At 40.5% G+C, this 25,591-nt stretch carries 27 protein-coding genes and 1 pseudogene; 10 read left to right on the forward strand and 18 right to left on the reverse strand.

From position 1 onward, the window contains the following. Positions 1-4 precede the first annotated feature (4 nt). The 4 genes from AsFPU1_RS13260 to AsFPU1_RS13275 all read right to left on the reverse strand — a co-directional run bounded on the left by AsFPU1_RS13260 (position 5) and on the right by AsFPU1_RS13275 (position 4,925). Positions 5-979: a KpsF/GutQ family sugar-phosphate isomerase gene (locus AsFPU1_RS13260; protein WP_124971119.1), complete on the reverse strand. Its 975-nt coding sequence runs from the start codon at positions 977-979 to the stop codon at positions 5-7. Between the two features lie 68 nt (positions 980-1,047). Continuing rightward, positions 1,048-1,995, reverse strand: coding sequence for a hypothetical protein (locus AsFPU1_RS13265; protein WP_124971116.1), 948 nt, complete (start codon positions 1,993-1,995; stop codon positions 1,048-1,050). 205 nt (positions 1,996-2,200) lie between these two features. Then, positions 2,201-3,478, reverse strand: a complete 1,278-nt coding sequence (locus AsFPU1_RS13270) for a glycosyltransferase family 61 protein (RefSeq protein WP_124971113.1) — start codon at positions 3,476-3,478, stop codon at positions 2,201-2,203. A gap of 106 nt (positions 3,479-3,584) precedes the next feature. Next, positions 3,585-4,925, reverse strand: coding sequence for a cytochrome P450 (locus AsFPU1_RS13275; RefSeq protein WP_124971110.1), 1,341 nt, complete (start codon positions 4,923-4,925; stop codon positions 3,585-3,587). A 325-nt stretch (positions 4,926-5,250) separates the two neighbouring features. On the opposite strand from AsFPU1_RS13275, the gene AsFPU1_RS13280 reads away from it, so the two are divergent. The 6 genes and pseudogenes from AsFPU1_RS13280 to AsFPU1_RS13305 all read left to right on the forward strand — a co-directional run. Continuing rightward, positions 5,251-6,333 carry a TauD/TfdA family dioxygenase gene (locus AsFPU1_RS13280; RefSeq protein ID WP_124971107.1) on the forward strand — a complete coding sequence of 361 codons (1,083 nt, stop codon included), beginning with the start codon at positions 5,251-5,253 and terminating at the stop codon, positions 6,331-6,333. A gap of 66 nt (positions 6,334-6,399) precedes the next feature. Further along, entirely contained in the window at positions 6,400-7,494 is a 1,095-nt protein-coding gene (locus AsFPU1_RS13285; protein WP_124971104.1) for a TauD/TfdA family dioxygenase, read from the forward strand. Further along, positions 7,491-8,276, forward strand: a complete 786-nt coding sequence (locus AsFPU1_RS13290) for an aspartate/glutamate racemase family protein (RefSeq protein ID WP_124971101.1) — start codon at positions 7,491-7,493, stop codon at positions 8,274-8,276. The genes AsFPU1_RS13285 and AsFPU1_RS13290 overlap by 4 nt, the downstream gene beginning before the upstream one ends. 107 nt (positions 8,277-8,383) lie before the next feature. After that, positions 8,384-9,409 (forward strand): DMT family transporter, encoded by a 1,026-nt coding sequence (locus AsFPU1_RS13295; RefSeq protein ID WP_124971098.1) that lies wholly within the window; start codon positions 8,384-8,386, stop codon positions 9,407-9,409. Between the two features lie 75 nt (positions 9,410-9,484). Further along, positions 9,485-10,627 carry a methyltransferase gene (locus AsFPU1_RS13300; protein ID WP_124971096.1) on the forward strand — a complete coding sequence of 381 codons (1,143 nt, stop codon included), beginning with the start codon at positions 9,485-9,487 and terminating at the stop codon, positions 10,625-10,627. Positions 10,628-10,890: 263 nt separating this feature from the next. Continuing rightward, positions 10,891-11,401, forward strand: a pseudogene (locus tag AsFPU1_RS13305) (transposase); the annotation flags it as partial. A gap of 53 nt (positions 11,402-11,454) precedes the next feature. On the opposite strand, the gene AsFPU1_RS13310 reads toward AsFPU1_RS13305, so the two are convergent. The 7 genes from AsFPU1_RS13310 to AsFPU1_RS13335 all read right to left on the reverse strand — a co-directional run bounded on the left by AsFPU1_RS13310 (position 11,455) and on the right by AsFPU1_RS13335 (position 16,525). Beyond that, complete coding sequence (locus AsFPU1_RS13310) at positions 11,455-13,707, reverse strand: ABC transporter ATP-binding protein (protein ID WP_172957416.1); 2,253 nt, start codon at positions 13,705-13,707, stop codon at positions 11,455-11,457. Positions 13,708-13,941: 234 nt separating this feature from the next. After that, positions 13,942-14,169, reverse strand: coding sequence for a hypothetical protein (locus tag AsFPU1_RS13315; RefSeq protein ID WP_124971089.1), 228 nt, complete (start codon positions 14,167-14,169; stop codon positions 13,942-13,944). Further along, the gene (locus tag AsFPU1_RS13320) at positions 14,156-14,407 is read right to left on the reverse strand and encodes a hypothetical protein (protein WP_124971086.1); all 252 of its coding nucleotides are present in this window, start codon (positions 14,405-14,407) and stop codon (positions 14,156-14,158) included. The genes AsFPU1_RS13315 and AsFPU1_RS13320 overlap by 14 nt, the downstream gene beginning before the upstream one ends. 27 nt (positions 14,408-14,434) lie before the next feature. Continuing rightward, complete coding sequence (locus tag AsFPU1_RS22685) at positions 14,435-14,578, reverse strand: hypothetical protein (RefSeq protein WP_172957415.1); 144 nt, start codon at positions 14,576-14,578, stop codon at positions 14,435-14,437. A gap of 54 nt (positions 14,579-14,632) precedes the next feature. Beyond that, a complete protein-coding gene (locus AsFPU1_RS13325) occupies positions 14,633-14,977 on the reverse strand; it encodes a HepT-like ribonuclease domain-containing protein (RefSeq protein ID WP_124971083.1) in 345 nt (114 codons plus the stop codon). Beyond that, positions 14,967-15,275, reverse strand: coding sequence for a nucleotidyltransferase family protein (locus AsFPU1_RS13330; RefSeq protein ID WP_124971080.1), 309 nt, complete (start codon positions 15,273-15,275; stop codon positions 14,967-14,969). Before AsFPU1_RS13330 ends, AsFPU1_RS13325 begins: the two co-directional genes overlap by 11 nt. Positions 15,276-15,625: 350 nt before the next feature. After that, positions 15,626-16,525 carry an RluA family pseudouridine synthase gene (locus AsFPU1_RS13335; protein ID WP_227873352.1) on the reverse strand — a complete coding sequence of 300 codons (900 nt, stop codon included), beginning with the start codon at positions 16,523-16,525 and terminating at the stop codon, positions 15,626-15,628. A 288-nt stretch (positions 16,526-16,813) separates the two neighbouring features. On the opposite strand from AsFPU1_RS13335, the gene infC reads away from it, so the two are divergent. Beyond that, a complete protein-coding gene (gene infC / locus AsFPU1_RS13340) occupies positions 16,814-17,365 on the forward strand; it encodes a translation initiation factor IF-3 (protein ID WP_124971077.1) in 552 nt (183 codons plus the stop codon). 366 nt (positions 17,366-17,731) lie between these two features. Here the strand turns inward: infC and AsFPU1_RS13345 are convergent, their stop codons facing one another. Next, positions 17,732-20,104 carry a transglycosylase domain-containing protein gene (locus AsFPU1_RS13345; protein ID WP_172957422.1) on the reverse strand — a complete coding sequence of 791 codons (2,373 nt, stop codon included), beginning with the start codon at positions 20,102-20,104 and terminating at the stop codon, positions 17,732-17,734. A gap of 181 nt (positions 20,105-20,285) precedes the next feature. Here AsFPU1_RS13345 and AsFPU1_RS22690 point away from each other — a divergent pair, with 181 nt between their 5' ends. Beyond that, on the forward strand, positions 20,286-20,438 hold the full coding sequence (locus AsFPU1_RS22690) for a hypothetical protein (RefSeq protein ID WP_172957414.1): 153 nt from the start codon (positions 20,286-20,288) through the stop codon (positions 20,436-20,438). On the opposite strand, the gene AsFPU1_RS13350 is transcribed toward AsFPU1_RS22690, so the two are convergent. From AsFPU1_RS13350 to AsFPU1_RS13370, 6 genes are all read right to left on the reverse strand, one after another. Beyond that, the gene (locus AsFPU1_RS13350; RefSeq protein ID WP_124971071.1) at positions 20,435-20,830 is read right to left on the reverse strand and encodes a four helix bundle protein; all 396 of its coding nucleotides are present in this window, start codon (positions 20,828-20,830) and stop codon (positions 20,435-20,437) included. The genes AsFPU1_RS22690 and AsFPU1_RS13350 overlap by 4 nt on opposite strands. Beyond that, complete coding sequence (locus AsFPU1_RS22695; protein ID WP_124971068.1) at positions 20,803-21,003, reverse strand: hypothetical protein; 201 nt, start codon at positions 21,001-21,003, stop codon at positions 20,803-20,805. The genes AsFPU1_RS13350 and AsFPU1_RS22695 overlap by 28 nt, the downstream gene beginning before the upstream one ends. Continuing rightward, the gene (locus AsFPU1_RS22700; RefSeq protein WP_124971065.1) at positions 20,976-21,158 is read right to left on the reverse strand and encodes a hypothetical protein; all 183 of its coding nucleotides are present in this window, start codon (positions 21,156-21,158) and stop codon (positions 20,976-20,978) included. Before AsFPU1_RS22700 ends, AsFPU1_RS22695 begins: the two co-directional genes overlap by 28 nt. Before the next feature lie 94 nt (positions 21,159-21,252). Then, positions 21,253-21,777: a rod shape-determining protein MreD gene (gene mreD, locus AsFPU1_RS13360; protein ID WP_124971062.1), complete on the reverse strand. Its 525-nt coding sequence runs from the start codon at positions 21,775-21,777 to the stop codon at positions 21,253-21,255. Further along, positions 21,774-22,523 (reverse strand): rod shape-determining protein MreC, encoded by a 750-nt coding sequence (mreC, locus tag AsFPU1_RS13365; protein WP_125061120.1) that lies wholly within the window; start codon positions 22,521-22,523, stop codon positions 21,774-21,776. The genes mreD and mreC overlap by 4 nt, the downstream gene beginning before the upstream one ends. A gap of 26 nt (positions 22,524-22,549) precedes the next feature. After that, positions 22,550-23,590, reverse strand: a complete 1,041-nt coding sequence (locus AsFPU1_RS13370; RefSeq protein ID WP_124971059.1) for a rod shape-determining protein — start codon at positions 23,588-23,590, stop codon at positions 22,550-22,552. Positions 23,591-24,003: 413 nt separating this feature from the next. On the opposite strand from AsFPU1_RS13370, the gene AsFPU1_RS13375 reads away from it, so the two are divergent. After that, positions 24,004-24,372, forward strand: a complete 369-nt coding sequence (locus tag AsFPU1_RS13375) for a single-stranded DNA-binding protein (protein WP_124971056.1) — start codon at positions 24,004-24,006, stop codon at positions 24,370-24,372. Between the two features lie 22 nt (positions 24,373-24,394). Then, a complete protein-coding gene (locus tag AsFPU1_RS13380) occupies positions 24,395-25,546 on the forward strand; it encodes a glycosyltransferase (protein WP_124971053.1) in 1,152 nt (383 codons plus the stop codon). Positions 25,547-25,591: the final 45 nt, after the last annotated feature.

Genomic DNA, 25,591 nt, shown 5'->3' on the forward strand with positions numbered 1-25,591 from the left:
GGATTCAGGTGGCATTCATGCTTGAAATTGAGGCTAATTGATGGATATGAATAATCCCTATTGGGATCTTATCTTTGACCACAAAAACATTAGGGACTCCTTTCTCTTTGAAAAAAATGAGTAATTCTGACATTGTCAGATCAGGGGAAATAGATAGAGGAGAAGGTGTCATGTGTTGACTAACAGGTTCTTCCAAAGAAACTTCAGCTTCTAAACTTCGACGAAGATCTCCATCTGTAAAAATCCCAACGTATTGATTTCGATGATTAATAATACCAACACATCCTAGACTTTTAGAGTTCATTTCAATAATTGCTTCTTTAATGGATGCGCTTAAGTCAATTAGAGGCATTCTATCGTCCACATACATCATGTTCTTTACTGGAACCAGTCGCGCCCCTAAATTCCCCCCAGGATGAATTTCCTTAAAATTTTCCGATGTAAAACCCCGTAAAGACATAACAGCTATAGCTAACGCATCACCTAAGACTAGTTGACAGGTAGTTGACGTAGTAGGAGCCAAACCGTTAATACCTGCTTCAGGAAAATCGGGAATTTGCAAGACAATGTCGGCAAAATGGGCTAAAGAACTGGTGGGATTCTTCGTGACTATAATAATTGGTACTTTTAGGCGTGAAGCATACTGTACTATATCTAATAGCTCAGTTGTTTGGCCGGAAGCGGAGAGTGTAATCAGAACGTCTCTGCTCTCTAGTAAACCCAAATCTCCATGACTGGCTTCTGTTGGATGAATAAAGATGGAAGGCATCCCTGTGGATGTAAATGAAGCCGCAATCTTCTGGCAAATATTACCGCTTTTGCCAACTCCAGAAACGACTACTTTACCTTTACAGTCTCGGATTATTAGTACAGTTTTTGACCAGGAATCATCAATGGTTTCACAGAGTTTTACCACTGCGCTAATTTCTTTTTCAACAACATTTTTTAGTTGGTTTTTAATAATTTCATGAATCAACATTTTCTACCCAAGGCTTTAGTATAAGAGTTAGCACTGCTTGACTTAAATTCACAACCCAATTTCAAAGCTTAAAGCTTCTTTGACGAATCATTCTCCTTAGTTTTCTCCAACAACATCATGTCCCAATTTTTGTGAAAACTGAATTCCTTCATATGTTTGAGGGAACTTAATAGTTCTTCTTCATATTTGTAAGCATACTCTTTCCCTTCAATTAATTTAGTTTTTACGGAAGCCCAGTTAGTTGTACTTTGTTTGTCTCCGGTTAAATAAGCCACATTTTTGAATCTAGCAACTTCTACTCCACAATAGTCTAAATGACTCTTGAGATGTCTTTCATGATTTAAATTATTTCCATCTAGGTCGTTATAGATATAAACTAATGCTTTCAAGCTAAGCATAAATTCAAATAAGCTTAAATAATCAGCAACATTTTGGTCACTACAAATTGCGTGTCGATCATTGTAGCCGTTATAGTTTTCTCCTGTAGGTATCCAGAGCAATTTTGGCTCTAGTAAATTTAAGGGTGGATGTTCTACCAGCCAGAATAAATCTGTTCTTGTTATAATAAATCTCTGATAATCGGAGCCACCCTTTTTAAGATTCTGTAGTCTTTTAAAGAGTTGCCAATAATTAAAATTTAAGTGAAAGCCGGAACCCCTACGCCCCTTTAATCCTCCTAGCCAATTTCCTTCAATGTCAAAGTATTTATGCCATTGTCTCTGTTTTTCTGGAGTTAGTTGATGGAAAAATTTATCTAAAAAGTTTTGATATCCGTTTTTCCCATCCTCGTAGATACAGATATCAACGATATTACAACCCCTAAACTTTTCTATACAAGCTTCATCTTCTGAACTCATTTGAGATACGCAGAAGATTAAATCAGCATTTAAAGGTTCAATTACTTTCTCAATCAAATTTTTATAGGTTAAATCTACTGCCCTCAAAGTGCCAACCAGAATGACAACTGGGCGATTTTCTACCTCTGTTACATTTTTGGTTGATGTCATATTATCCATGGTAATTTCTCAATTAAACACTATAGCAATCAGTAATCAGTTGTGAGAATTATAGCAGTAGCCAAGGCAACGCCGGACATTTTAAAAGCTCAAACAAGGGCGATGACAAAGGTTTTACTGTTGCCTTCTGCTATAAATCTGAGTCAAAGGCAACAGGCAACGGGCAACAGATAAGAAAAAATATCTCAGGAATCATTCCTGATTGCTATATATGTGAATTGTATTGTTCTGGTTTCAATTTGATCTGTTCATGCAATACCTGCTTGAATTTGGAGAGATCTACTTTAAAATCAGCATTCTCATCAAACTGATCATGGGTGATAAAGTAATGTTCCTGATCAAGTCCTTTGAATTGGGTAAAGAAAAATGGTGTTGGAGAACTTTCTGGGTACAAAACTAATATTTTAATTTTTCCCGAAAAGAGAGTCGTTGCTAAACCCGCACCGTGAGGTGCTATAATAACCTCCGCCTGAGTAAAGAGTTTCACTTGTTCTCTAAACGACATTTTTTCAAGAACCACCACTTTAAATCCATAGTTCTTTAGATACTGAATCACTTCATCTTCATTGATGACTCTGCGATGTTTTGCCTGGGAGCGGGAAATATAAATTCGTTCAGTGGGATGTTCCACGGGAGCGAGAGCAAATTTCTTGAACACACAATTTCTAATATATTCATAATACTCAGAAGGCAAAAATCCATTTTCACAACGGCTAACATAAGATGGCATAATCAGACGGTCTACTTTAACCCAAGAGCCTTGTGGCACAGATATCGTGTCAAAATTTTCTGGCAGGACACAGGATAAAAGTTCTTTAAAGGAATCAGACAAAGAGTCAGGTACAAGAACTGTTAGTTTTTGATTAGGTCTTGCAAGCATCGCCGAATAAATTCGGGGTAGGGAGTCATATAAAAAGTGCCAGAAGTTTTCTGCTGAAAGCGAAAAAATATAGACGGCTGTGATCGGTAGATGTTGCGACCAGAGAAGTTTCAAGCGATCAAAGTACCCCAGTCTCCATCTGGCAATTGTAACCCGATACTGCATACCCGAATCAACAATTACTCTAAAGTCTTTTGTACAGATAGTTCCTAAACCTATATGTACATAAGCAGGAACAACATCACATACAAATATTTCCGAGCGCTGAAAGTAGTCTCTTTTATAATAAAGACAAATTTCGAGAAAATCTCGGTCAATATCATTGACTCCAAACGGCACTTTTGCAGGGGAAAACAGGACTTGGTAGTTTTCAACATCATCTCCTAATGTTTCTTGGGGATGAACGGTTTTCCTAAGTCGCAGTAGCCGCAGTATAGGAATATAATCTACAAGGATAAAGATAAAATTTTCCTGAGATAAAGGGGTATTAGGATGGTCAATTAAATGGGTTTTTATCGCTTTTAATCGTCTTTGCCTCCCTTCATTGAGCAAAGCCAAATAACGCTGAGAGATACGCCTTTGAATTTGAGCCTGAGTTTTCATCGCGGTCTTTATAAGAAGAGCTTGACATACTCCCGCCGTCAAGCTACGCTGTGACGGGGGATTCTTGAATTCACATTTAAGATTTCCTGCTTCACAGATTCATAGATCAAAGAGCAGTGTGCTTGGTCATCTTAAGCCGCCTTGGGATTAAGATAGTATTGCGACGTTGAGGAGAAACGAGTCGATGATTCGTTAGCTCTAGCTGATAGTGAGAAACAACAGTCGCCAGAGCCAGTTTTAGTTGATAAAGAGCGAGTTCTCCTCCAATACAACTTCGTATTCCCCCACCAAAGGGCAAAAATTCATAGGGAGAAAATCGACTATCGAGAAAACGTTCAGGGTTAAAGATTTTGGGGTCTGGATAAATATCTTCGCGCTGATGAATGAGGTAAGTTCCCACCGTGATTAACACTCCAGAATCAACCCGACGACCATTGATTTTAGTAGCTGCTTTCACCAGCCGAGGAATCATAAACATGGTAACGGGATACATCCGCAGAGTCTCATTACAGACTGCACTCAGATAGGGGAGGCGAATAATATCAAGCGGGTCGGCAGAATTTCCTAAGCTATTCAGTTCTGCCAACAATCTAGCTTTAATTTCAGCGTCACAATAAACCCGATACCAAGACCAGGCAATAGAAGCTGCGGTCGATTCGTTACCTGTAAACAAAAGCGACAATACCTGTCCCAATAATTCCTCGTCTGATAGAGCATTTCCCTTTTCATCAGTTGCCGACATTAACAAAGTAAGAAGATCTTCCCATTTTAGATCAAGACGGGCGCGACGTTCCGCAATTTCTCTATAAATTAACTCTTTTATTTGCTGACGCTGCTGAAGAAACTTTCTCCAGGGACTTATCGAACCTAAATCCCGTTGTAAAAATCGAAAAAATAAGGGAATACCAGCAATATTGGCGGCAAATAAACTTACCATCTCAACCATGAGATATTTGATTTGTTGATAGCGCTCTTGGTGGTAGGAGCCAAACAAGAGCTTAATCATCACCTGCATGGATATATCCTGAGCCACTTCCAAAACCGAAAAAGGCTGATGGGCTGGCACTATCTGCATTACATCGTTTACTAAGTTACAAATTAACTGACCATAGGCTTGAATGTGTTTCCCCTGAAGCATAGGGATCAACAGCTTTCGCATCTGTTGATGGCGTATGCCTTCGAGGGTGAAAAAAGAACTGTCGCCAAAGATCGCCTTCAGTTCGCTGTCAAATGATGTCGTACTCAAGTGTCCATTACGGTTTTCAATAATTTCCTGAGCCGCTTCCGGCGTATAAAATACCATTAGGGGACAACCAAAATCGATTCCCTTTGCCCAAAAAGCATCCGGATCTGCTCGGTAAGCCCTTTCCCAATAGCCAACTGGATTAGCGATATATTCAATTCTCTGCATCCAGACTGGTGTCTTTAATGATTCAACCTCTTTCATAAAGCAGTTTCCCTCAATAAATGGCTCCTTTACACTTTAGGACATCTTATATGGCACTACGCATTAAAGTTAGGACGTTGGCATAAGCTGAAATCTTATTGTATTGTAAATAGGGTTTGCTGAATAAGGACAAAAACCTGATACAATAAAGGTTATAGGGGTACTAAGTGGGAAAAAACATCACTATAAGTGTCAGCAAACCCTCAAAAATTCGTAGCCAACCCTTACACCTCGTCAGAAATCAAGTTGATTCAAAGGCTAAGCTGTGGCATGATTGAGGGGATAAATACGAAAATTAAGTTGATTTAAAGGCTAAGCTAAGGACATGGCACAACTCAAGGACTACACCCCGTGGCAAGTTCAAGAACTGCTCGATTCTCAATACTGGAATTACCACCTCACTCCAGAGGAAGTGGGAGAAATTGAAACAGCCATTCACAACTTGAAAGTCTCTGGCCCCCAAGCCGTATCCTTTAATCAACTGAAAAAGACACTGGCGGCTGTTTCAGAAGAACTGGAGAATGGGACAGGAACCGTGCTTTTGAAAGGGTTTCCCTTTCAAAAGCATTGGGAGGAGGAACTCGCTGATATTTACCTTATCCTATGCCGGCAAATGGGTATTCCGATTCGACAATCGGGTTCCGACTGGGATTCTCCCTCCAGAGAAAAATCTCAGTTTGTCACCTATATCAGGGCAGAGGCAGATTCTTCTAAGAATGGCCAACAGTCTAATGATGCCTACAAACTCCATACGGATCGATATGATCTGTTGAGCTTACTTTGTCTTAGACAGGCACGAGTGGGTGGAGAAAATCGGTTAGCCAGTGCGGTCACCATCTATAACGAAATGCTTCAATCTCATCCTGAACTTGCTGAGGGTTTGTTTCAAGGAATGCCCTGGCTTTATGAGGGAGAAGGGGGGTGGATCAGCTACCCGACATGGCAAATTCACAAGGGGAAGTTTACCACCCAGGTGTCTAGTACCTATCCACGTTTGAGTCAGTTTGTCGAAGGAGCACCCCGACTTACTGAGAGTCATCAGGAAGGATTAAATTTATTACAGGTTATTGGTGATCGAGTCGGGATACAGCTAAAGTTAGAGCCAGGGGATTGGCTCATGGTCAATAATCATGTGGTTTACCATGCCCGTGCTTCTTGGGAAATCGAGTCGGGAGACTACGATCGCTTGCTGCTGCGAGTCTGTTTCTCCCCACATAATAGTCGAGAATTACCAGACACTGAGGCATTTAGACGCATTTGGGGAGCGGTAAAAGCGGGTCAGCCTAGGGGTGGTTTTTTACCCAATCATAAGCTGTCTCCAGATCAGGCGATTAATGAACCTTTGTCTCTAACTGAATCTTACTGGTTAGACAAATATCTTAAAGTTAGATGGCTAGGAATGAATTAAACAAAATCAAGGAGTATTACCAACATCGTGTCTAAAGGCATTTCAAGTAAATCTAGGGAAGATATTATGGATTTAGTCAGTCTTTCAGCAGCCTGGAAAGGGAATGAATTACTGAATTCTCCATACTGGAATTATCGATTAACCTCGACGGAAATTGCCGAGATTGAAGCCGCTATTCATGCTCTCAAAGTCTCTCATGATCAACCTATTCAGTTCAATCAGCTTAGCAAGACTCTAGCAGGTGTTTCTGAAGAGCTAGAAAATGGGAAGGGAGCCGTTCTCTTAAAGGGCTTTCCTGTCAATCAATACTCAGAAGAGGAAATCGCAGAGGTTTACCTGGCACTATGTAGACAGATGGGACTGCCAGTGAGAGAATCTAATTCAGACTTTGACTCTCCCATCAGAAAGAATACACAATTCATTACTTATATTCGGGCTGAGGCAGCAGATTCATCGGCAGAGGGAAAACAGTCAAATGATGCGTTTAAGTTTCACTGCGATCGCTGTGATGTCAATAGCTTACTCTGTATTAGACAGTCCAGAACGGGTGGGGAGAATCGCTTAGCAAGTGCGATCACTATCTATAATGAAATGCGTTACTCCTATCCTGATATTGCCCAAGAGTTGTTTAAAGAAATCCCCTTCTTTTTTGAAGGGGAAAAGAACTGGACTAATTATCCACTTTGGTGCATTCACAAAGGGAAATTTACAACCCAGTATTCCAGTGCCTATGTGAAGTTGAGTCAACTGGTTCTAGGCGCGCCTAGACTCACAGAAAAGCAGAAGCAGGGGTTAACGCTTTTAGAGGAAATTGGTCTCAAGGTAGGAATAACGCTCAGGGTAGAACCGGGGGACTGGTTGCTTACCAATAATCATGTGATTTATCACGCCCGCACCTCCTGGCCTATTGAGTCAGGGAAATATGATCGGTTACTTCTACGGGCTTGGTACACTCCGTTTAATAGTCGTGAGTTGCCGGACAAGCCATCGTTCAGAACAATGTGGGGAAACGTGAAAGCAGGTTGCCCCAGGGGTGGATTTTTACCGAATCATCCAACTCCCCCAGACCAACCGATTACCGAACCGTTATCGGAAACCGATGCCTACTGGCTTGCTCAGTACATGAAAGGAAGATGGAGAGGAGCCGATCAGATCAAATGATATATCAGCAGAGAAATTTCAGAATTGATAATATCCAAACATCTTCCCACCATCATTGTTATGGCATGGGGGTTGGGGTGATTATTCTAGATGAGCAATATCCGGGATTTCCTGGCGATACTCGCAATGCCAGTGCTTATCCGTTTCCCATTCAGTACGAAATTGCTGAAGGTTTAGACGGAAAAGAATTACTGTTTGAAGCGGATAAGTCTCCCTATCTGGGAACCATTCAAAAGGCGGCTAAAAAATTAGAGAAGATCGGATGTCGGGCTATCGCCGGAGAATGTGGATATTTTGCCTATTTTCAAAGAGAAATTGCTGATTGTGTCAGAATCCCAGTTTTCATGTCCAGCTTGCTGCAAGTACCCCTGGCACAACAGTTAATCGGGAATAACCAAGTCGTTGGCATTCTTGTTTTCTCCAAAGATGCTTTAACAACTGTTCACCTGGAAGCCGTTGGCATTCGGTCTGACAGTAATTATGTGATTGAGGGCATGATGGAGTCAGGTCGCTGTCCTGAAATCACGAACCTCTACATGGCATCTGATCCCCTATCACGAGGGGCTAACTATGACAAAATTGAACAAGAATTGACAGAATTTGCCGTTGACTTTTATCAACGCCATCCGCAAATGGGAGCCTTACTTCTAGAATGCTCTGGAACCCAGCCTTTTGCCCGAGCAATTCAGGAGGCAATTCAGCTTCCGATTTTTACTTGGGGAACACTATTAGATTACGCTTATTCCATTGCTGTACACCGAGATTATTACGGATATATTTGATTTTGACTGAGTTTCCCATCAATTTAAGACATTGATGCATCCAATTGACAAACTGCTGTCAAGAAACTCCAAGCGGGCTTATCCTAACACCCTAACACCCTATTTCCATGAAAGCTCAACTAGAATATTCCCCTCCGTCACTGGGACAAAAGACACCCCTTATACCATTTATTGCCCTGTTAATAGCACTCTTGGCGATCGGGTTCGCACCAATTCTGGTCAGGTTTAGCATTGCTGAAATCGGTGCTAATGCCACGATCTTTAACCGTTTTTGGATAGCTGGCTTAATATTTGGGATTTGGAACGGAGTTCAAACCTTTGGCTCAAAACAAGCATCTGACGAGACACAAAATTCATCTAGCGAAACAACATCTAAGGCGCAACAACCTTATACCCTGAAAACAGTGGTCATGTTGTTATTAGTCGGCATTTTATTGGCCTTGATTCAACTTCTGTGGGCTTATTCCTTAACCCAAACCACTGTAGCTAGTTCTGTCACTATCTTGCATGGACTGCGTCCTCTCTTAACGACTCTGGGAGGATGGCTTTTATTCAAGAATCGTTATGACAGCAGATTTTTAATTGGTATGACAATAGCCATTTTGGGAGCTATTCTCCTAGGATTTAATGACTTATCCGACTCTATCGATAAATTCCAGGGTGATTTGTTGTCTGTACTCTCTGCGATTTGCTCTACTTTAGAGCTATTAATCATGGAGCGTCTAGTTGTCAATTTCAAAACCCAGACTCTGATGCTTTGGTGCTGTATTATTGGTTCCCTGGGAATGCTCGCCGTCTTATTGTTTACCAGTCTATTCACAACAAGCGTCCATTTTTTTCCTATATCTTGGCAGGAATGGGGAGTTGTTATTTCTTTAGCCTTCTTTTCTCAAGTGATTGGTCATGGACTGATCACCTATTCTCTCAATTATTTATCATCGGGGGTTGTCGCTGTTTCTATGCTCCTTGATCCAGTGATTAGCGCTCTTTTTGCTTGGATAATTTTGAGCGAACAGGTTTCCATTTTTAACGGATTATTTTGTTGTATAGTTCTGTTGGGTCTATACGTGTCTTTGTCGAGCAAATATGCCGTCAAAGCCGATGTTGCTTTATCTGAGCCGCTTCTTAGTTAAGAAGCAGTTCATCTCAGGCAAGGAACCAAAAACGGGTTAAGGACTAAGGATTAAGGATTAAGGAGAAACTGACAAATGGTGAAGGACTTTGAACAGCTGGATGCTTCCAAAATTAATATTCCGAATGAAAAAACGAATGGACAAGCTAATGAAAATTTAAGGATGCTACAGTTGCTCAATTGCAACAAAGACACACTAAAAATGGATGATTTAGTACAGATTTTGTACGGACACTCTGCCTTCCAAAATCTGTACGCAGGCTGTGAACTGGGTCTGTTTGAGTTACTCTGGAAACACCCTGAGCTTTCCCAAGCGGAAATTAGTCAGCACTTAAACCTTGCGGACTATCCAAGCAAGGCTCTCTTACTGGGACTAACAGCCCTGAAACTGATTCAGAAGGTTGGCGATAAATATCGTAACAGCTTAGTGATTCATATGCTGTTTCTTGAAAATACTTGGAAAGAGTTCTATGATGTTGTTCTCTTTGAAGCCAAGATTGTCTATCGTGGCTCTATTGATTATGTAGAATCCCTACGACAAAATACAAATGTGGGCTTGCGACAGTTTCAGGGGCAGGGGCCTGATTTGTACAATCGATTGCATGAAGATCCCGGCTTGGATAAGGTGTTTTATAACTTCATGGGATCTTGGTCGAAATTAGTCAATCCCCTTTGGTTAGAGAAGATTGACTTCTCCAAGTTTCACACGGTTGTGGATGTTGGGGGTGGCGATGCTACAAACTCTATTGCTTTAGCCAAAGCCTTTCCCAACGTCAAGATTACTCTCATGGATATTCCTGACAGTTGTAAGATTGCTCAGCACCATATCGATCAAAATCAGTTAACCGAGCAAATTCAGGTCATGGGGACAGACATATTTGTTGATGAGTTTCCCAAGAACCAAGACTGCTTCCTCTTTATTCATGTGCTAGTTATCTGGTCTTTAGAAAAAAATACGACCTTGCTCCGTCGAGCATATGAGGCTCTCAATCAGGGGGGTTCCCTCGTCATCTTTAATATGATGACATCTGATGAAGAAGATGGGCCGTTGATGGCAGCCCTTGATTCATCCTACTTTGTCTCGATTCCCCACGAGGGGGGCATGATTTACTCTTGGAGCGATCATGAGCAATGCCTCAGAGATGCGGGATTCAGCCAAATACGTCGAATCTATTGTGACTTTTGGGCCCCAAGTGGTATTATCATCGCTACTAAATAGGCTGGGACTATTTACTAGGATAGGAGTTACGCACTGTAACGGAATATCAGGGTTTGAGATTACTTCACTATCGCTTGCAATGACGCAAAATCCTTGTTTTCGCTTGGCGAGTGCGTAACTCCTATTTAGGGTTTGCTCAATAAGAACAAAAACCTGATACAATAAAGGTTATAGGGGTACTAAGTGGGAAAAAACATCACTATAAGTGTCAGCAAACCCTCAAAAATTCGTAGCCAACCCTTACACTTCTTTGCCTAAGACAGATGTATCGCAAATCTCAAGAGCCTCCCATCACCCCAGAAAATTTTGAATTGCCCTTTGAGGGAAAATTGTCCCCAGATAATCGTTGGGTAATTATAGCAGACTTGATACCTTAGTCTGAGTTTGAAGAAGAATATGCTAAACTTTTCGACACAGAAAAAGGCGCGCGACTCTAAACCGTTCCGTCTGGCATTAGCTACATTAATTATCAAAGAGAAGTTGGGAACAAGTGATAGAGAAACAGTAGAACAAATCAAAGAGAATCCTTTAGAAGAATTAATCAAGGCGGGACCCTCCCTCAATAACTTGAGCAAAAGACAGCAAAATCTACTATTAGTTGTCAAAAAAGTTTATGAACAACAGCAAGAAATGTGGGAAAAGAATACCCAGAGTGTCCCCCAAAGAATTATCAGTTTAACTCAACCACATATTCGCCCAATCGTCAGAGGTAAAGCCGGAAAGCCCACAGAATTTGGAGCAAAGCTCTCGGTAAGTTGTGTTGATAACTATCTTAATGCAAAAAGAGGACTCCCGTTAGACCGCCCAAGCGGTTAACGGCGGGAGTGTCAAAGGTCGGTACTTTGTTGAATATTCCATAGATAACGGTAATGCCCGCCACGAGTTAGCAGTTCTTGGTGAGATCCTTGCTCAACTAATCGCCCCTGATCTAAAACAAAGATGCAATCTGCCTGAGTTGCTGCCTTGAGTTGATGGGTAATCATAATCACAGTGTGTTTACCTGCTAGGGAGGTAATGGTCTGATTTATGGCATTTGCCATTTCAGCCGAGAGGCTACTGGTGACTTCATCTAATAATAAGATGGGAGGACTGTGAAGTAATGCTTGGGCGATCGCAATCCTCTGACGCTGTCCTCCAGACAAACGTCCTCCCCCTTCGCCAACCATAGTCTGATAACCGTCTGGAAGGCTTAAAATGAAGTCATGGATTTCGGCGGATCGAGCAGCCGCAAAAACATCTTCTTCTGTAGCTTCTGGTTTGGTGATGCGGATATTATTCATAATGGTGGTGTTGAAGAGAAATGTTTCTTGTAACACAATCCCCATCTGCGATCGCAGGGATTTCTGGCTCAAGCTCCGTAGGTCATAACCGTCAATCGTGATTCGCCCATTAGTGGCATCGTAACAACGCATCAGTAGGCTAAATACCGTACTCTTGCCAGCACCACTCGATCCCACGAAGGCAACAAATTGCCCAGCTTCTATAGATAAATCAATCTCATGTAATTGTTGCTGTGTATTGTCGTAGCTGAACGATAAGTTCTCAAAGCAAATCTTCTTTTCAAAAGATAACAAAGAATGGGCATCAACAGCATCGACAATTTTAGTTGGATATTTAAGAACTTCATCAATTCTTTGCATCCCAATACTAGCACCGAGCCAACGACCAATTCGCGTATTTACCAATTGACCTAATAATTCATACATACTATGGGAAATAGTGAAGAAAGTTATCCAATCTCCCAGAGTAATTTTATTGGACAAAACGTAAACTCCCCCAATCCCCATAACCCAAACATCCAGCAAGTAGGCAGAGAATGTGACAGAATATTGGAATAGAAGAAAACTAAATACTGCTTCAGTTTTCTTGTCCTCAAGTTTTCTTAATTCACTGCTAAAATAGCTGGCAAATAAAGTTTGTAAGCCGTATCCCGTGATTATTGGTTGGGCCCGAATGCCTTCTTGGACTGCGTCGGTCATCAACGCGTTCTGGTTGATCGCCTTTAAGCCTTGCTTAGTCATCTGATTTATCAAGTAAAGCGTCAGTGGTAGCATGATAATCATCGGTAAGGTGCTGGCTACTGCGAGGGAACCACTGATACGAATCATCATCCCTAAGTTAATTAGGCTCATGATAATCTCGCCGACGCTTCGGATCATCTCTTGTCCTAGGACAGGTTCTATCTGGTAAATATCTACAGAAAAGTGGGTTAATAAATTTCCTAATCGAGCCTGTTTATAGAAGTTTTGTGAAAGGGTTTGCAGTTTCACAAACAAGTCATGGCGGATATCATTGGCAACACGACTAGAAAGTCGCGCAGACAAACGACTACCTAGTAGGTATAACCCAAAAGCTACTGGTAGCAGGGTAACTAATTGAATCGCTGAACTTACCAGAACAGAACCGCCTTGATCAATGGCGATGCCTAGCTTGTGAGCTGCAACTATTTGATAAGCAGGCATTCCCATCATACAGATAGCACTAACGATGGCAATAGCTATATAAGGAGACCAGTAAATCCAGACATATTTGAAAAACAAGCGAAAACGAGCCGCGAGTTCTTTGACTAACAAGCTCCCATTAGCAGAGTTGTTTTTTTCATCTTCATGGGACAGTTCATTCCCTTGCCAGGGTGATCGATCTTGTAGTTGCAGTGGGGTATCTTGAAGCTTTTGAGATACAGGTACCCAATGATCGATCGAAAGAAGTTGGATAAAATCTTTTATCCATTGAAGAGGTTGGGAAACTAACTGTGGGTGATTTGAGTTGCTAGCAGATGAGGCATCTGTATTCTCTAAATCCATTAGCTTGCTTGAAGGTTGTCTCCAAAAGTAGCGTAACCCCCCCCAGGAACAAACCACTGCATCTACTTTAGCCTTCAAAGCTGGCAAAATATTTTTTTCAAAAAAGTCAATAAACTCTGTAGTATAAATTTTGGCACTATCAGCGGTGACATGAGCTTCATCAAACAGTTGTAACCGTTCCGGCTTACTGACTTGGAAAAATGGAACATCCATGTACTCGGAAATTTCTCGTAGGCGATTTATACAGTAATCAAGTTTTGGGATTTGAGTATTCATAATCATTGCATTTGGAAAGATTTCCTTGAGCTTTTGACTCCAATAGTCTATTAGACATCTCCAGAAATTGGTAGTCCTGTAAAAGTAGTGATGTTATAATTTACAGGACTACCCCTTAATCTATTCTGAAAATCAAATCTCGCTTAACTAAAATTCTCTATATTTTCAGTGCGGTCTGCTTGGCAAAGTTGTGGGTAAACAATAAATATATTTTCGTCACAGAAAGCTCATGGTTCATGGATGATAAGCCGTAATAACCAGACTTCTATCGGGACTATAAATTGCCTCAACACGACGGAAACTAGAATGATTCCACCAAACTTTAATTCTATTTCCCTTGGCTGAAGCAGACCCAACAACGGTATAACCAGCATTGAACATCAATTGTTCAAAAACTTCTGCAGGCATTATTTTAGATGAAATGGGAGAAAGACCATCAATTTGATGCTTATCGAGGGTCATAACTCCCTTTATAGGTTGTAAAAATTTGATAACCAGGTAAAACTAAGCTGATACCAGCAAAACTATGTATTGTTCCTGGATAACTTTCTTCTGCATCACTACCCCCAAATCGCCAACAAAAAGAACCCAACCAAAGATAAAACCCTGGAATCAGTGCGTCCATAGAATAGGCAATATTTTTTAACTGAGGGTTAACTCCGTTTGATGATCGCTTTTTTTCGGGAACTTTTATTTTCATTATTTTAAACTTATGCTCATTTAAGAACTATACCATATTTTTGTTAGCATTGACGATCACAATTATCACAATGTCCACACTTAAACCCTTTAGTGCGATCGCCAATTTAGATATAAATTCTTGATAAGTAATAATTTCAGTTATTTCTTCACAAATGATTAAATTTATCATTCCGTCTTCTATGTAAAACAATAATTTGTGTACCGTTCCATCATTGGAATGCTCCTATTTAATTTCACGCTCTAAAATCAATTCAACAGTCTTATAAAGTGGTTCAATTTTTGTTGCGATGATATCCCAAACAATCTTAGGATTAACCATAAAGTAAGCATGAGCAATAATATCCCTTAAACCAGCAATTTTTCGCCATGCAGTCTCAGGATATTTTTGCCTAATCTCATCAGGAATTTGCTTAGCTGCTTCGCCAATAATTTGCAAATTATGAATGACTGCATCAAAAGTTTTATTATCCTCAATTAAATCATCATAGTTCATCCCTGCTGTATAATCTTGAATTTTTTGAATACTACTCAAAATATCAGTTAAATAAAGCCTCAGATCACGAGACATAAACCGTTTCCTCTAAAATACTTTCTCGAATCTGGGGTTTAATATCTTCCTTGATTACTAAATCAATTTTGCGCTTAAATAAATCCTCAAGTAAAAATTTTAAATCCATATAATTATCAAAAGTTACATCTCCTTTAAATTCTACCAATAAATCTAGATCACTATTGGCTGTCGCTTCACCCCTAACAAAAGAACCAAAAACTCCTAAACTCTTAACTTGGTATTTTAACTTTAGACTCTCTAGGTAGCTTTTCAAAATATCAAAAATTTGTTCAAAATCGGATTTGTTTGTTGTCATTTTAATCTCCAGGAAATATTATCTAAATTACTTAAAAATTAACCTAAATTTTGATGAGTTAAACCACGATCTTGATATTCTTCTGCTTCAATAAATATTATACCATGGACTTCGTTTCTATAGCATAAGGCTTTAGCCTTTTATTCATTATTAATTTAGCATAGTAAGTCCGGTAGAACTGTTTCTCTGAACTTGTATGTTAACACACACAGCTATCCTAGCTTACAAATAAAATTAGCAAAAAATAACTAATTTGTCAAGCTATTAGTTTGAAAATATTTTTTCGGTTAAAAAATATTGATTAATTTCCTTATATTTAAAATTTTTCTTGTTATTTAATACCTTATTAATTAGCTTAGATCAGGTTCAGGACAAGTAAAATTCATCCGTTGTTTTGTAATAGGATGAAAAAAAGCAAGATAATAAGCATGAAGATAATAACCACAATCTCCTGGAACCGCTAATTTTTCAGCATCATTTATCTTAGGAATTCCCCCAATAGTATATAAAGGATCACCCAATAAAGGATAACCTATCGTTGCTAAATGTATTCTAATTTGATGAGGACGACCAGTTAAAATTGTGACTTCTAAAATTGTATTTTTATCACTACGTTTTAAAACTTGACATTCACTATAAGCAAACTTTCCTGATGGAGTAGCCGCATAAATATAACCTAAACTTGGATAGGGAATTTTACCAATAGGATGATCAATAATAAAGTTATCATGTAAATCACTTTTTCCGATTAATGTTCGATAAACTTTACTAATTTGACGATAACGCATTTGTTGGGTTAAATTAGAACGAGCAATAGGCGATCGCGCTATTAACATTAAACCTGATGTTCCTCGTCCTAAACGATGAATCGGAACCGGTTTATCATGAGGATAACGTTGTTGTAATTGCCATAATAAAGTATGTTCTAAAAATCCCCCTCCTGGTAACACAGGAAGTCCTGACGGTTTACTAATAATTAATAAGTCTTTATCCTCATATAATACCTCAAAAGATAAGGGGACATCCGGTTCTTCCCAAGGAGGTCGATGATAGGTTAAAGACTGTCCAGCTTGTAAATAAGTTTGTGGAGTTACTAACTTATTATTTACTAAAATTTCTCCTGATAAAATACGTTCTAACCATTCTTCTTGGCTAGAATGAGGATACTTTTGTGTATAATATTCTAACAGGGTTAATCCCGTATCTGATTGACCTATTTGTTCTCGATAAATCCAACCTTGATTAATCAATTGTTATATCTTCTCCCTAATCTTTAAAACAGCATAATCGAGGGCAGATTTATTGAATTTTTTTGTGAAAATTATGGAATTTTGCAAAAAAACTGCACCTACAAATTTTATGGAATTCATTTTTTGTAGGGTCAATTTATGAATTGACCCTAACACTATTGCTGCTGCGTAAGTCCTGTATCTAAAATTTCACTGAAAATAATCAATAATCAATAATCAATAATCAATGATATAATGTAAAGAGACAAATAATTTAAAATTATAGCTCAATAAGAGCCAGGAAGAAACTTGAGACGATCCAAGAAAAAAAATGCACCCAACCAACTCCCCTCCTCATCTGATAAATATCGCATTAATAACAGAATTAAATCACCAGAAGTCAGAGTTATTGGTGAAAATGGAGAACAACTAGGATTACAATCTCTACAAGAAGCTCTAGTTTTGGCCTCCCAAGCAGGGTTAGATTTAGTGGAAGTCTCTCCTACTGCAGTACCACCTGTTTGTAAAATCATTGATTATGGTAAGCTTAAGTACCAATTACAGAAAAAGGAAACACAAGCTAAGAAAAATCGCACTGAAACTACAGTTAAAGAATTGAAGCTGAGATATTGTACTGATACGGGAGATTTAGAAACTAAACTAAAACACGCTCGCAAATTTCTCAAAGATGGTTGTAAAGTTAAGTTTTCTATGAGATTTAAGGGTCGTGAACGAGCATTTGTAACATTAGGTCGAGAAAAATTAGAAAAGATTGTTGAAAAACTCTCTGATGTTTCTGCATTAGATGGAGGAAGTGATTTCAGTGGTAGTCAACTGCAAATTTTACTAGAACCTAGTTAACCTCAAAAATTAGATATGTAGTGTAAATTAATGAATTTACACTACAAAAATACTCATTAGACTTAATACTTTGTAATTGAGCTATTGTCTCACTTTTAGTCATTTTATCCCAAATTACAATAAATAAGGTGCGTTACATTTCATTAACGCACCCTACAAGATCGGCGATCGCACTAACATCCACAATCACACTACGAATTTTGCCCGTAAACTGCTCTTTCGACACCTTCTGGTAAAGTGTAACATAAAATACATTTTGTCGGGTTTTGAGCAATAGACTTTCATCAATATAACATTTATTGTCACCTCCTCAGAATTGAATGCTTTATCTTTGTTGTGCAACATTCAACCCTTCGCAATGACAATTTACTCCTCTTTGCGGGCAGCAGGAGGCGCAGGAGGGGCTACTCCATCGGTATTTACTGAGGAGGGGACAGGCTGAGAAACAGGGGCAGGAGCGACATTTTGAGGGGCTTGTGGGGCAGGAGCTACCGCCGCCGCACTAGGAGGAGAATAAGTAGTACGTCGTCGGCGACGAGTTGAAGTTGAAGGGGCCGAAGTTTGAGGACTTTCTTGGTTAACCTGAGTACGACGATAACGCCGTCTATATCGCCTTTCTTGACGAGTTGTGGGCTGTTCTTGGGTTTGTTGGGTTTCAGAGGTCGTTTCAGGGGGTTTAACCACCTGATAATAAGCCTTTTTCGGTTTGATGGGTTCTGCTTTCAGACTTCCTTTGCGTCCGTTGAGACGGGGTAACTCAGGGAAAGACTCAACAGTCATATTTTTGACCGTTTCTTCCATAAACAGTCGCCAAACAGTAGCGGAGGTACTACTCGCACCCGAAGTCGGTTGGTTGTTATCGTTTCCTAACCAAACTCCAGCCACAAGTTGAGGAATATAACCCACAAACCACAAATCTCTAGCTTTATCAGAGGTTCCCGTTTTTCCGGCCACAGGTCTTGTTCCCAGTTGAGCAGAACTACCAGTCCCCGCTTTTACCACTCCTTGTAACATCCAAGTCATAATAGAACTCGTATCAGCATCAAGGGCCGGTTCAGGTTTAAACTGGGCTTGATAGAGAACTTTGCCGTGACGATCTAAAATACGATTAATACCATGAGATTTGTAATGAGTCCCTTGCTCAGCTAAGGTTCCGTAACTACTGGTTAATTCTAATAAGTTGACTTCCCACGCTCCTAATGCTAAAGAATAAGTTGGTTTTAAAGGGGATTCAATTCCCATTTTATGTGCTACTTTAATAATAGGATTCCAACCCACATCTACTAATGTTTGAACCGCTACAACATTGAGAGAAGACGCGATCGCTTGTTCAAGAGAAACTTGGGCTCCACTGTAGTGATCTCCATAATTTTCTGGTTGATAACCATCTACAATATAAGGGGCATTCAGATAGGAACGATAGGGGGAAAAACCCGCCGCGATCGCTGTTGAATAGACAAACATTTTAAAGGTTGAACCGGGTTGTCTTTGGGCTTGAGTTACGCGATTATATTGATTATTTTGGTAGTCATTTCCTCCCACCATGGCTTTAATTTGTCCATTACGGGGGTCAATAGCTGTTAATGCTGCTTGTTTATATCCTTGCCAACGTCCATAATTATTAACTGCCGTATCAATAGCGGTTTCTGCTGCTTTTTGCCATTGACTATTGAGAGTTGTTTCTACTACGATACCTCCTGCTTTTAAAGTATCTTGAGAGACATATTGAGACAATTCTTTTTGGATATAATCGGTAAAATAGGGAGCTTTTTTTTCTAAACGTTTTGGTTGATTTGGTTTGAGGTTTAAAGGAGAAGCGAGCGCAGTTTCTAATTCTATTGGCTTAATAAAACCCTCTTTAGCCATGCGTTGTAATACGATATTGCGTCTTTCTGTAGCTGCTTTTTTATTTTCTAAAGGAGAATAAATACTAGGGGCTGGTACAATTCCTGCTAAGGTAGCTGCTTCTGTAACGGTTAGTTGTTTGACAGGTTTACTAAAATAAACCCAAGAAGCATCTGCTATTCCATAAGCTCCCGAACCTAGATAAACTAAATTAAGATAACGTTCTAAAATTTGCTCTTTAGTTAAATTATCTTCGATTTTCTGAGCCAGACGCATTTCTTTCAATTTTCGGTTAAAATTACGCTCTTGAGACAGAAAAACAATGCGGGCTAATTGTTGAGTAATGGTACTTCCTCCTTCTACCACTTCTCCTGCTTGAAAATTAGAAAAAGCAGCCCGTATAATGCCTTGAATATCAACCCCTCGGTGACTTTCAAAACGACTATCTTCACTAGCAATAAAAGCGTGAATTACAGGTTCAGGAATCTGCCAAATTTTAATTTTTTCATGAGTAACAGGGCCAATTTCTCGTAATACCTCTCCATCTGCTGCTTTAATAGTTAAAGTATCGGGACGAGCATAAACAAGAGCATCTTCTACCGAGTCGGTGATACTGGTTTCAAGCTCATAAACACTATAGCCTAATATAAGGGCAGAGCTAGTAACACCGACTCCCATACCAAACAATAGCCAAAATTTAGGATAATGGCGTACAGAGGCGACTTTTTTGAGAGACGTGATAGTTTGTTGAGAAAAGGTTGTTAGTTGGGGAGGGACAGTAAAATTAAGTTTAAGACCTTTTCTGGGTCGTCTGCGGGGTGGTTTTTCTACAGTCTTAGGAGGTTCTAATGTTTCTTGAGGGGGTTGGACATTGTTATCTAATTTATCAGCCATTGAATGTAATAATTGACTGATTTGTTGTTTAAACTTGGGGCCAAACTGATTAAACACGCCAACTCCTCACTAAATATTAATCGCTGAATATTGAGATTTTAAACTAGAATTTTATTATTTATTAAAGATACAACAAAAGAGGTAGAAAAGGTAGGGGATGTAAGGGAGGCGGGGAGTAGAGGTGGCAGGGGGAGCAGGGGTGGCAGGGGTGGCAGGGGTGGCAGGGGGAGCAGGGGTGGCAGGGGGAGCAGAGGTGGCAGGGGGAGCAGAGGTGGCAGGGGGAGCAGAGGTGGCAGGGGTGGCAGAGGTGGCAGGGGGAGCAAGAGGAGATTAACGTTTCATTAACCAAGGAGTAGGATTATTTATCATGCTGACCAAACCAGCCAAAACTTGATTGTAAATTCCATAGAGTCTTCGTCCATCTTCAATGTCCATATAATTGCATTTAACGGCAAATTCTAACCATGTTTGAGTTTCAGCCGCTTCAGCCTCGCATTCATTTAACTTAGCAATAAATGCGGCTTTATATCTTCGCTTTCTCCATGCTTCAGCCAAATTAGCACAAACAGAACGAGAAGAACGACGAATTTGGTCAGTCAGTGAATAGCGTTCTTCAACTGGAAATTTTTTAGATAAATGGAAAATTTCCATAGCCGCATCAAAGGCTTTTTTATAAATTTCCAACTCTTTATGGTCTTTTATAGCTGGTTTGTTATTTTTTTCCATCTTCCTCTGCCTCCTCTGCCTCCTCTGCCTCCTCTGCCTCCTCTGCTCCCCCTGCTCCCCCTGCTCCCTAAACCTTCCTGGGGGCTTTTTCCCACCATAGCCGCATCAAAGGCTTTTTTATAAATTTCCAACTCTTTATGGTCTTTTATAGCTGGTTTGTTATTTTTTTCCATCTTCCTCTGCCTCCTCTGCCTCCTCTGCTCCCCCTGCTCCCCCTGCTCCCTAAACCTTCCTGGGGGCTTTTTCCCACCATAGCCGCATCAAAGGCTTTTTTATAAATTTCCAACTCTTTATGGTCTTTTATAGCTGGTTTGTTATTTTTTTCCATCTTCCTCTGCCTCCTCTGCCTCCTCTGCTCCCCCTGCCTCCTCTGCCTCCTCTGCCTCCTCTGCTCCCCCTGCTCCCCCTGCTCCCCCTGCTCCCTAAACCTTCCTGGGGGCTTTTTCCCACCAATGATTAAGTGGATAATATAAGACAGGGGCCCATAAACTACTAAGAATAGCAGAGGATAAAACTAACCGTTGATAATCAGTCCAAATAGCGTTTAAAGGACGTATTCCCCTGACAATATATTGAGCCGCCATCATCGTTTCTGATAAGATTACCATGCCAAAAACAATCAACGCCACCGAAATAAAATCTTCTTGAATATAACGTTGTTTTTGTAAGCGGGCTGTCACTAACCCCACTAAAACAAGACTAAACACATGAGAAGGATAGGCCCCAGTCAGTCCATCTTGAATTAAACCCATGACCAAACCGGCCATAACCCCTTGAAAAATGGTTCGTTTTAAACTCCAAACCACCACCCAAATTAAAATCCAATTGACCCCAATACCCAGTAATTCCATGCCAGGTAAACGGGTAGGAGTGAGCAGGAAACAGAGTAAAGCTGAACCTGCGATAACGAAATAGTTGACCAAAGGGTAGGTAAACCAAAACTTCATTTGCTCTTAAACGGATGAATAACCGCCCATTCTAGGTCATTAATAGGGGCCGTTAACACCAGGGTTGCTTCTGGGGCCGGGCCTTTCTCCAAATTGACCGACTCTATCCGACCAATGGGTAAACCATCAGGAAATAGACGACTAACAGGAGATGTGGTGATCGTGTCTCCGGGTTGAACTTTAGGCACTTTTTCAAAAAAGCGCATCACCGCAATTTGAGAACTTTTCCCTTCCACTAACCCCATTGTACCAGTACGACTAACTCTAGCCCCAACACGACTAATAGGATCACTCACTAATAAAACCCGACTGGTATTGGGGGTAACATCGATAACTCGACCAATTAATCCCCCAATTCCCGTGACAATAAAACCGACTTCAATTCCATCTTGACTACCGCGACCGAGAATCACCTGTTTCCACCAATCATCGGGACTCCTGCCAATAATGGGAGCGACAATGACTGGTTTGGCTTGAGATTCAAAGTAACCGAGCAATTGTTGTAATTGTTGGTTTTGTCGGTTTAATTCCGCTAAACGCTGTTCTAACTCAATAATTCGGGCATTGGTGAGTCTTTCTTGCAGTACCGTCGGAGACTCAGACTCAAAAGGACGACTCACCCAATAATAAAGTTCTAGGATGGCGGCCCCTTGAGTTTGGCGAAGAAACCAACCTATACCTAGAACTACTACCGCCCAAATTATTTTTGAGCCATGTTTTCCATACCAGCGTCGCAGTATTACCATGTCTTTGTTTTGGGTTTTCTCCTGGGTTACATCAAACGGGCCCCTTCACTTAAGACCCGATCTAAGATTTTGGGGTCTTCAAGCACTTTTCCGGTTCCTTTAACCACACAACGCAGGGGATCTTCGGCCACATGGGTAACAATTCCAGTTTCATGACTTAGGAGGGTATCAAGTCCTCGTAATAAGGCTCCCCCACCAGCTAACATGATACCTCGATCAATAATATCGGCTGCCAGTTCAGGAGGAGTGCGTTCTAAAGTTCGTTTAATGGCATCCACAATCACCGCTAAAGGTTCGGCGATGCTTTCGCGGATTTCTTCACCTTTGATGGTGACAGTGCGAGGTAATCCTGACATTAGGTGTAACCCTCGTACTTCCATAATTGGTTCTTCTTCCTTCATGGGATAGGCTGAAGCCAGACGAATTTTGATTTCTTCGGCGGTTCGTTCCCCAATCACTAAGTTATGAACTTTTTTCATATAGCTCATAATCGACTCGGTGAGTTCGTCTCCAGCTACTCGTACTGATTCGCTGAGTACCCGTCCCTGTAAGCTCAAAACCGCGACTTCAGTGGTTCCTCCCCCAATGTCTACGATCATGTTGCCAGTGGCTTCAGTGACCGGTAAATCGGCTCCTAATGCGGCTGCAATGGGTTCTTCAATTAAGCCTACGTCTCTTGCACCAGCTTCTCTGGCCGCATCAATGACCGCTCTACGTTCCACTTCTGTGATGCCACTGGGAATACCAATAACCATGCGAGGATTACCCAAAGGACTGCCTTCATGGGCCCGTCGAATAAATTCTTTGAGCATGACCATAGCACTCACAAAGTCAGCAATCACTCCATCCCGCAAGGGACGTAAAGCAACGATGTTTCCAGGAGTTCGTCCTAGCATCTTTTTGGCTTCTTCCCCAACTGCTAGGGGAATTTTCCGTTCTTGGTCAAAAGCCACCACTGATGGCTCTTCAAGTACGATACCTTTACCTGAAACATAAACTAGAGTATTGGCTGTTCCTAAATCTATGCCCATATCCCGTGAAAGGGAAAAACGATTAAAAAAACCCACTTTTGGCTACGCCCCTTAATCTAAAAATAAAACAGTATTGAAATTCCTCTGACTCACAAGGAGTCCAAGGGATTTTATTACGTTTCTTGTCGTAAGTCTAGCTAAGTTAATCAATTTATAGTTAAAAATACTCAAGCTCTAAGTAGAAGTTATGAATTTCCCTAGAGTAGACTTCCCTTAAGTGCCATTAGTTCCCAGGAGTTTAGTGGGTGATGGTTTATCGAAGATATCCGGTAAAATCAGCAATATTTCTTAAAAAACCGCCCTTAGAGTCTTTAAATTTCTCTATCACCCCATCACTAAATTGGCGTATCTTTGAATTCATAATTCATAATTCATAATTCATAATTTATAATTTATAATTTTCTGGTAAAATTTAGGTATATTTGCATTTAATATCGAGTAAAACAGCTATGGGTTTAAATGTCGTCCATTTAGTCGGTCGTGCTGGCAGAGATCCAGAGGTCAAATATTTTGAGTCGGGGAAAGTCTTATGTACCGTAACCTTAGCGGTGAATCGTCCCACCAGTAAAAGTGATGAACCTGATTGGTTTAACCTCAAATTTTGGGATAAAACGGCAGAAGTTGCTTCTAATTATGTCCGTAAAGGCAGTTTAATCGGGATTAAAGGTTCTCTGACCATTGAAACCTGGGTTGATCGCAATACTGGGGTCAATCGTTCGGGGCCTGTTATTCGGGTAGATCGTTTAGATTTATTAGGGTCTAAACGGGATGCTGATGCCAATTTAGTCGGCAATTATCAAGGTGGAGACGAATTCTAAACACCTAATAAAATAAATTGTTATGAGATATGCTCTGGTTCATGAGTGGTTAACCCCTAAAGCAACAGGAGGGTCAGAATTAGTCGTACAAGAGATTCTAAGCCACGTTGAGGCGGATATCTATGCTCTGATTGATTTTGAATCCTCTAACCCCCAGAGCTATCTTTATCAACGCTCTATCGGCACCACCTTTTTACAACATTTCCCCTTGGCTAGTAATGGTGTACAAAAATACCTACCTTTACTGCCCTTAGCGATCGAACAACTTGATTTACGAGACTATGATGTGATTCTGTCGTCTTCCCATGCGGTAGCGAAAGGAATTATCACCAGTCCTGGACAACTTCATATTTGTTACTGTCATACTCCCATGCGTTATGCTTGGGACTTGACCTTTGATTATCTCAATCATTCTCGGATGGGACAAGGAATACCCGGTCTATTGACTCGTTATTTGTTACACCGTTTACGGCAATGGGATGTGATTTCTGCTAACCGAGTTGATTATTTTATCGCCAACTCCCAACATACGGCCCGACGGATATGGCGTTGTTATCGTCGTGAGGCTAAAGTTATTTATCCTCCCGTCAACCTAGAACGTTTCCCCTTGACCCCCCATAAGCAAGATTATTATTTAACCGTCTCTCGCTTAGTAAGTTATAAAAAAATTGCATTAATAGTGCGAGCATTTAATCAATTGGGTTATCCTTTAGTTATTATTGGTGACGGACCCGATTTCCCATTAATTCGCCAAATGGCTCAATCTAATATCAAAGTCTTGGGAGCGCAATCTGATGAAGTAGTTGAGCAATATATGGCTCAAGCAAAAGCCTTTGTCTATGCCGCTTGTGAAGATTTTGGTATTGCTTTAGTTGAAGCTCAAGCTTGTGGAACCCCGGTTATTGCTTATGGAGGTGGAGGTGCTTTAGAAACTGTAATTGATATTCGTCAAAGTCCAGAAAACGGGACAGGGGTCTTGTTTACACCCCAAACGAGTCAATCTCTAGTAGAAACAGTTGAAACTTTTGAGAAGTTTCAGCATCAAATTGATCCATATAGCTGTCGTCGACAGGCAGCCCGGTTTACTCCAAAAATCTTTGAAACGTCTTATTTAGCGTTCTTAGAAAGCTGTTGTCAGGAGTGGTTCTCAACCAAAACGACAACGAATGTTTGATCTTTTTGACCAGAATTGTCATGATTGACCTGTTCTGGTTTTATG

It is taken from the genome of Aphanothece sacrum FPU1, from assembly GCF_003864295.1.
In the GTDB taxonomy this organism is placed as follows: Bacteria; Cyanobacteriota; Cyanobacteriia; order Cyanobacteriales; family Microcystaceae; genus Aphanothece_B; species Aphanothece_B sacrum.

What these genes read in the sequence shown, in the direction of transcription:
- AsFPU1_RS13345 (WP_172957422.1), bottom strand. Translation starts at nt 20,104, where the DNA reads ATGGCTGATAAATTAGATAACAATGTCCAACCCCCTCAAGAAACATTA.
- mreC (WP_125061120.1), bottom strand. Translation starts at nt 22,523, where the DNA reads ATGGTAATACTGCGACGCTGGTATGGAAAACATGGCTCAAAAATAATT.
- AsFPU1_RS13280 (WP_124971107.1), top strand. Translation starts at nt 5,251, where the DNA reads ATGGCACAACTCAAGGACTACACCCCGTGGCAAGTTCAAGAACTGCTC.
- AsFPU1_RS13295 (WP_124971098.1), top strand. Translation starts at nt 8,384, where the DNA reads ATGAAAGCTCAACTAGAATATTCCCCTCCGTCACTGGGACAAAAGACA.
- AsFPU1_RS13375 (WP_124971056.1), top strand. Translation starts at nt 24,004, where the DNA reads ATGGGTTTAAATGTCGTCCATTTAGTCGGTCGTGCTGGCAGAGATCCA.
- AsFPU1_RS13325 (WP_124971083.1), bottom strand. Translation starts at nt 14,977, where the DNA reads ATGTCTCGTGATCTGAGGCTTTATTTAACTGATATTTTGAGTAGTATT.
- AsFPU1_RS13315 (WP_124971089.1), bottom strand. Translation starts at nt 14,169, where the DNA reads ATGACCCTCGATAAGCATCAAATTGATGGTCTTTCTCCCATTTCATCT.
- AsFPU1_RS13265 (WP_124971116.1), bottom strand. Translation starts at nt 1,995, where the DNA reads ATGGATAATATGACATCAACCAAAAATGTAACAGAGGTAGAAAATCGC.
- AsFPU1_RS13270 (WP_124971113.1), bottom strand. Translation starts at nt 3,478, where the DNA reads ATGAAAACTCAGGCTCAAATTCAAAGGCGTATCTCTCAGCGTTATTTG.
- AsFPU1_RS22700 (WP_124971065.1), bottom strand. Translation starts at nt 21,158, where the DNA reads ATGGAAAAAAATAACAAACCAGCTATAAAAGACCATAAAGAGTTGGAA.
- AsFPU1_RS22685 (WP_172957415.1), bottom strand. Translation starts at nt 14,578, where the DNA reads ATGATAAATTTAATCATTTGTGAAGAAATAACTGAAATTATTACTTAT.
- AsFPU1_RS13285 (WP_124971104.1), top strand. Translation starts at nt 6,400, where the DNA reads ATGGATTTAGTCAGTCTTTCAGCAGCCTGGAAAGGGAATGAATTACTG.
- AsFPU1_RS13310 (WP_172957416.1), bottom strand. Translation starts at nt 13,707, where the DNA reads ATGAATACTCAAATCCCAAAACTTGATTACTGTATAAATCGCCTACGA.
- AsFPU1_RS13380 (WP_124971053.1), top strand. Translation starts at nt 24,395, where the DNA reads ATGAGATATGCTCTGGTTCATGAGTGGTTAACCCCTAAAGCAACAGGA.
- AsFPU1_RS13300 (WP_124971096.1), top strand. Translation starts at nt 9,485, where the DNA reads ATGGTGAAGGACTTTGAACAGCTGGATGCTTCCAAAATTAATATTCCG.
- AsFPU1_RS13330 (WP_124971080.1), bottom strand. Translation starts at nt 15,275, where the DNA reads ATGACAACAAACAAATCCGATTTTGAACAAATTTTTGATATTTTGAAA.
- AsFPU1_RS13320 (WP_124971086.1), bottom strand. Translation starts at nt 14,407, where the DNA reads ATGAAAATAAAAGTTCCCGAAAAAAAGCGATCATCAAACGGAGTTAAC.
- mreD (WP_124971062.1), bottom strand. Translation starts at nt 21,777, where the DNA reads ATGAAGTTTTGGTTTACCTACCCTTTGGTCAACTATTTCGTTATCGCA.
- AsFPU1_RS13350 (WP_124971071.1), bottom strand. Translation starts at nt 20,830, where the DNA reads ATGGAAAAAAATAACAAACCAGCTATAAAAGACCATAAAGAGTTGGAA.
- AsFPU1_RS22695 (WP_124971068.1), bottom strand. Translation starts at nt 21,003, where the DNA reads ATGGAAAAAAATAACAAACCAGCTATAAAAGACCATAAAGAGTTGGAA.
- AsFPU1_RS13290 (WP_124971101.1), top strand. Translation starts at nt 7,491, where the DNA reads ATGATATATCAGCAGAGAAATTTCAGAATTGATAATATCCAAACATCT.
- AsFPU1_RS13275 (WP_124971110.1), bottom strand. Translation starts at nt 4,925, where the DNA reads ATGAAAGAGGTTGAATCATTAAAGACACCAGTCTGGATGCAGAGAATT.
- AsFPU1_RS13260 (WP_124971119.1), bottom strand. Translation starts at nt 979, where the DNA reads ATGTTGATTCATGAAATTATTAAAAACCAACTAAAAAATGTTGTTGAA.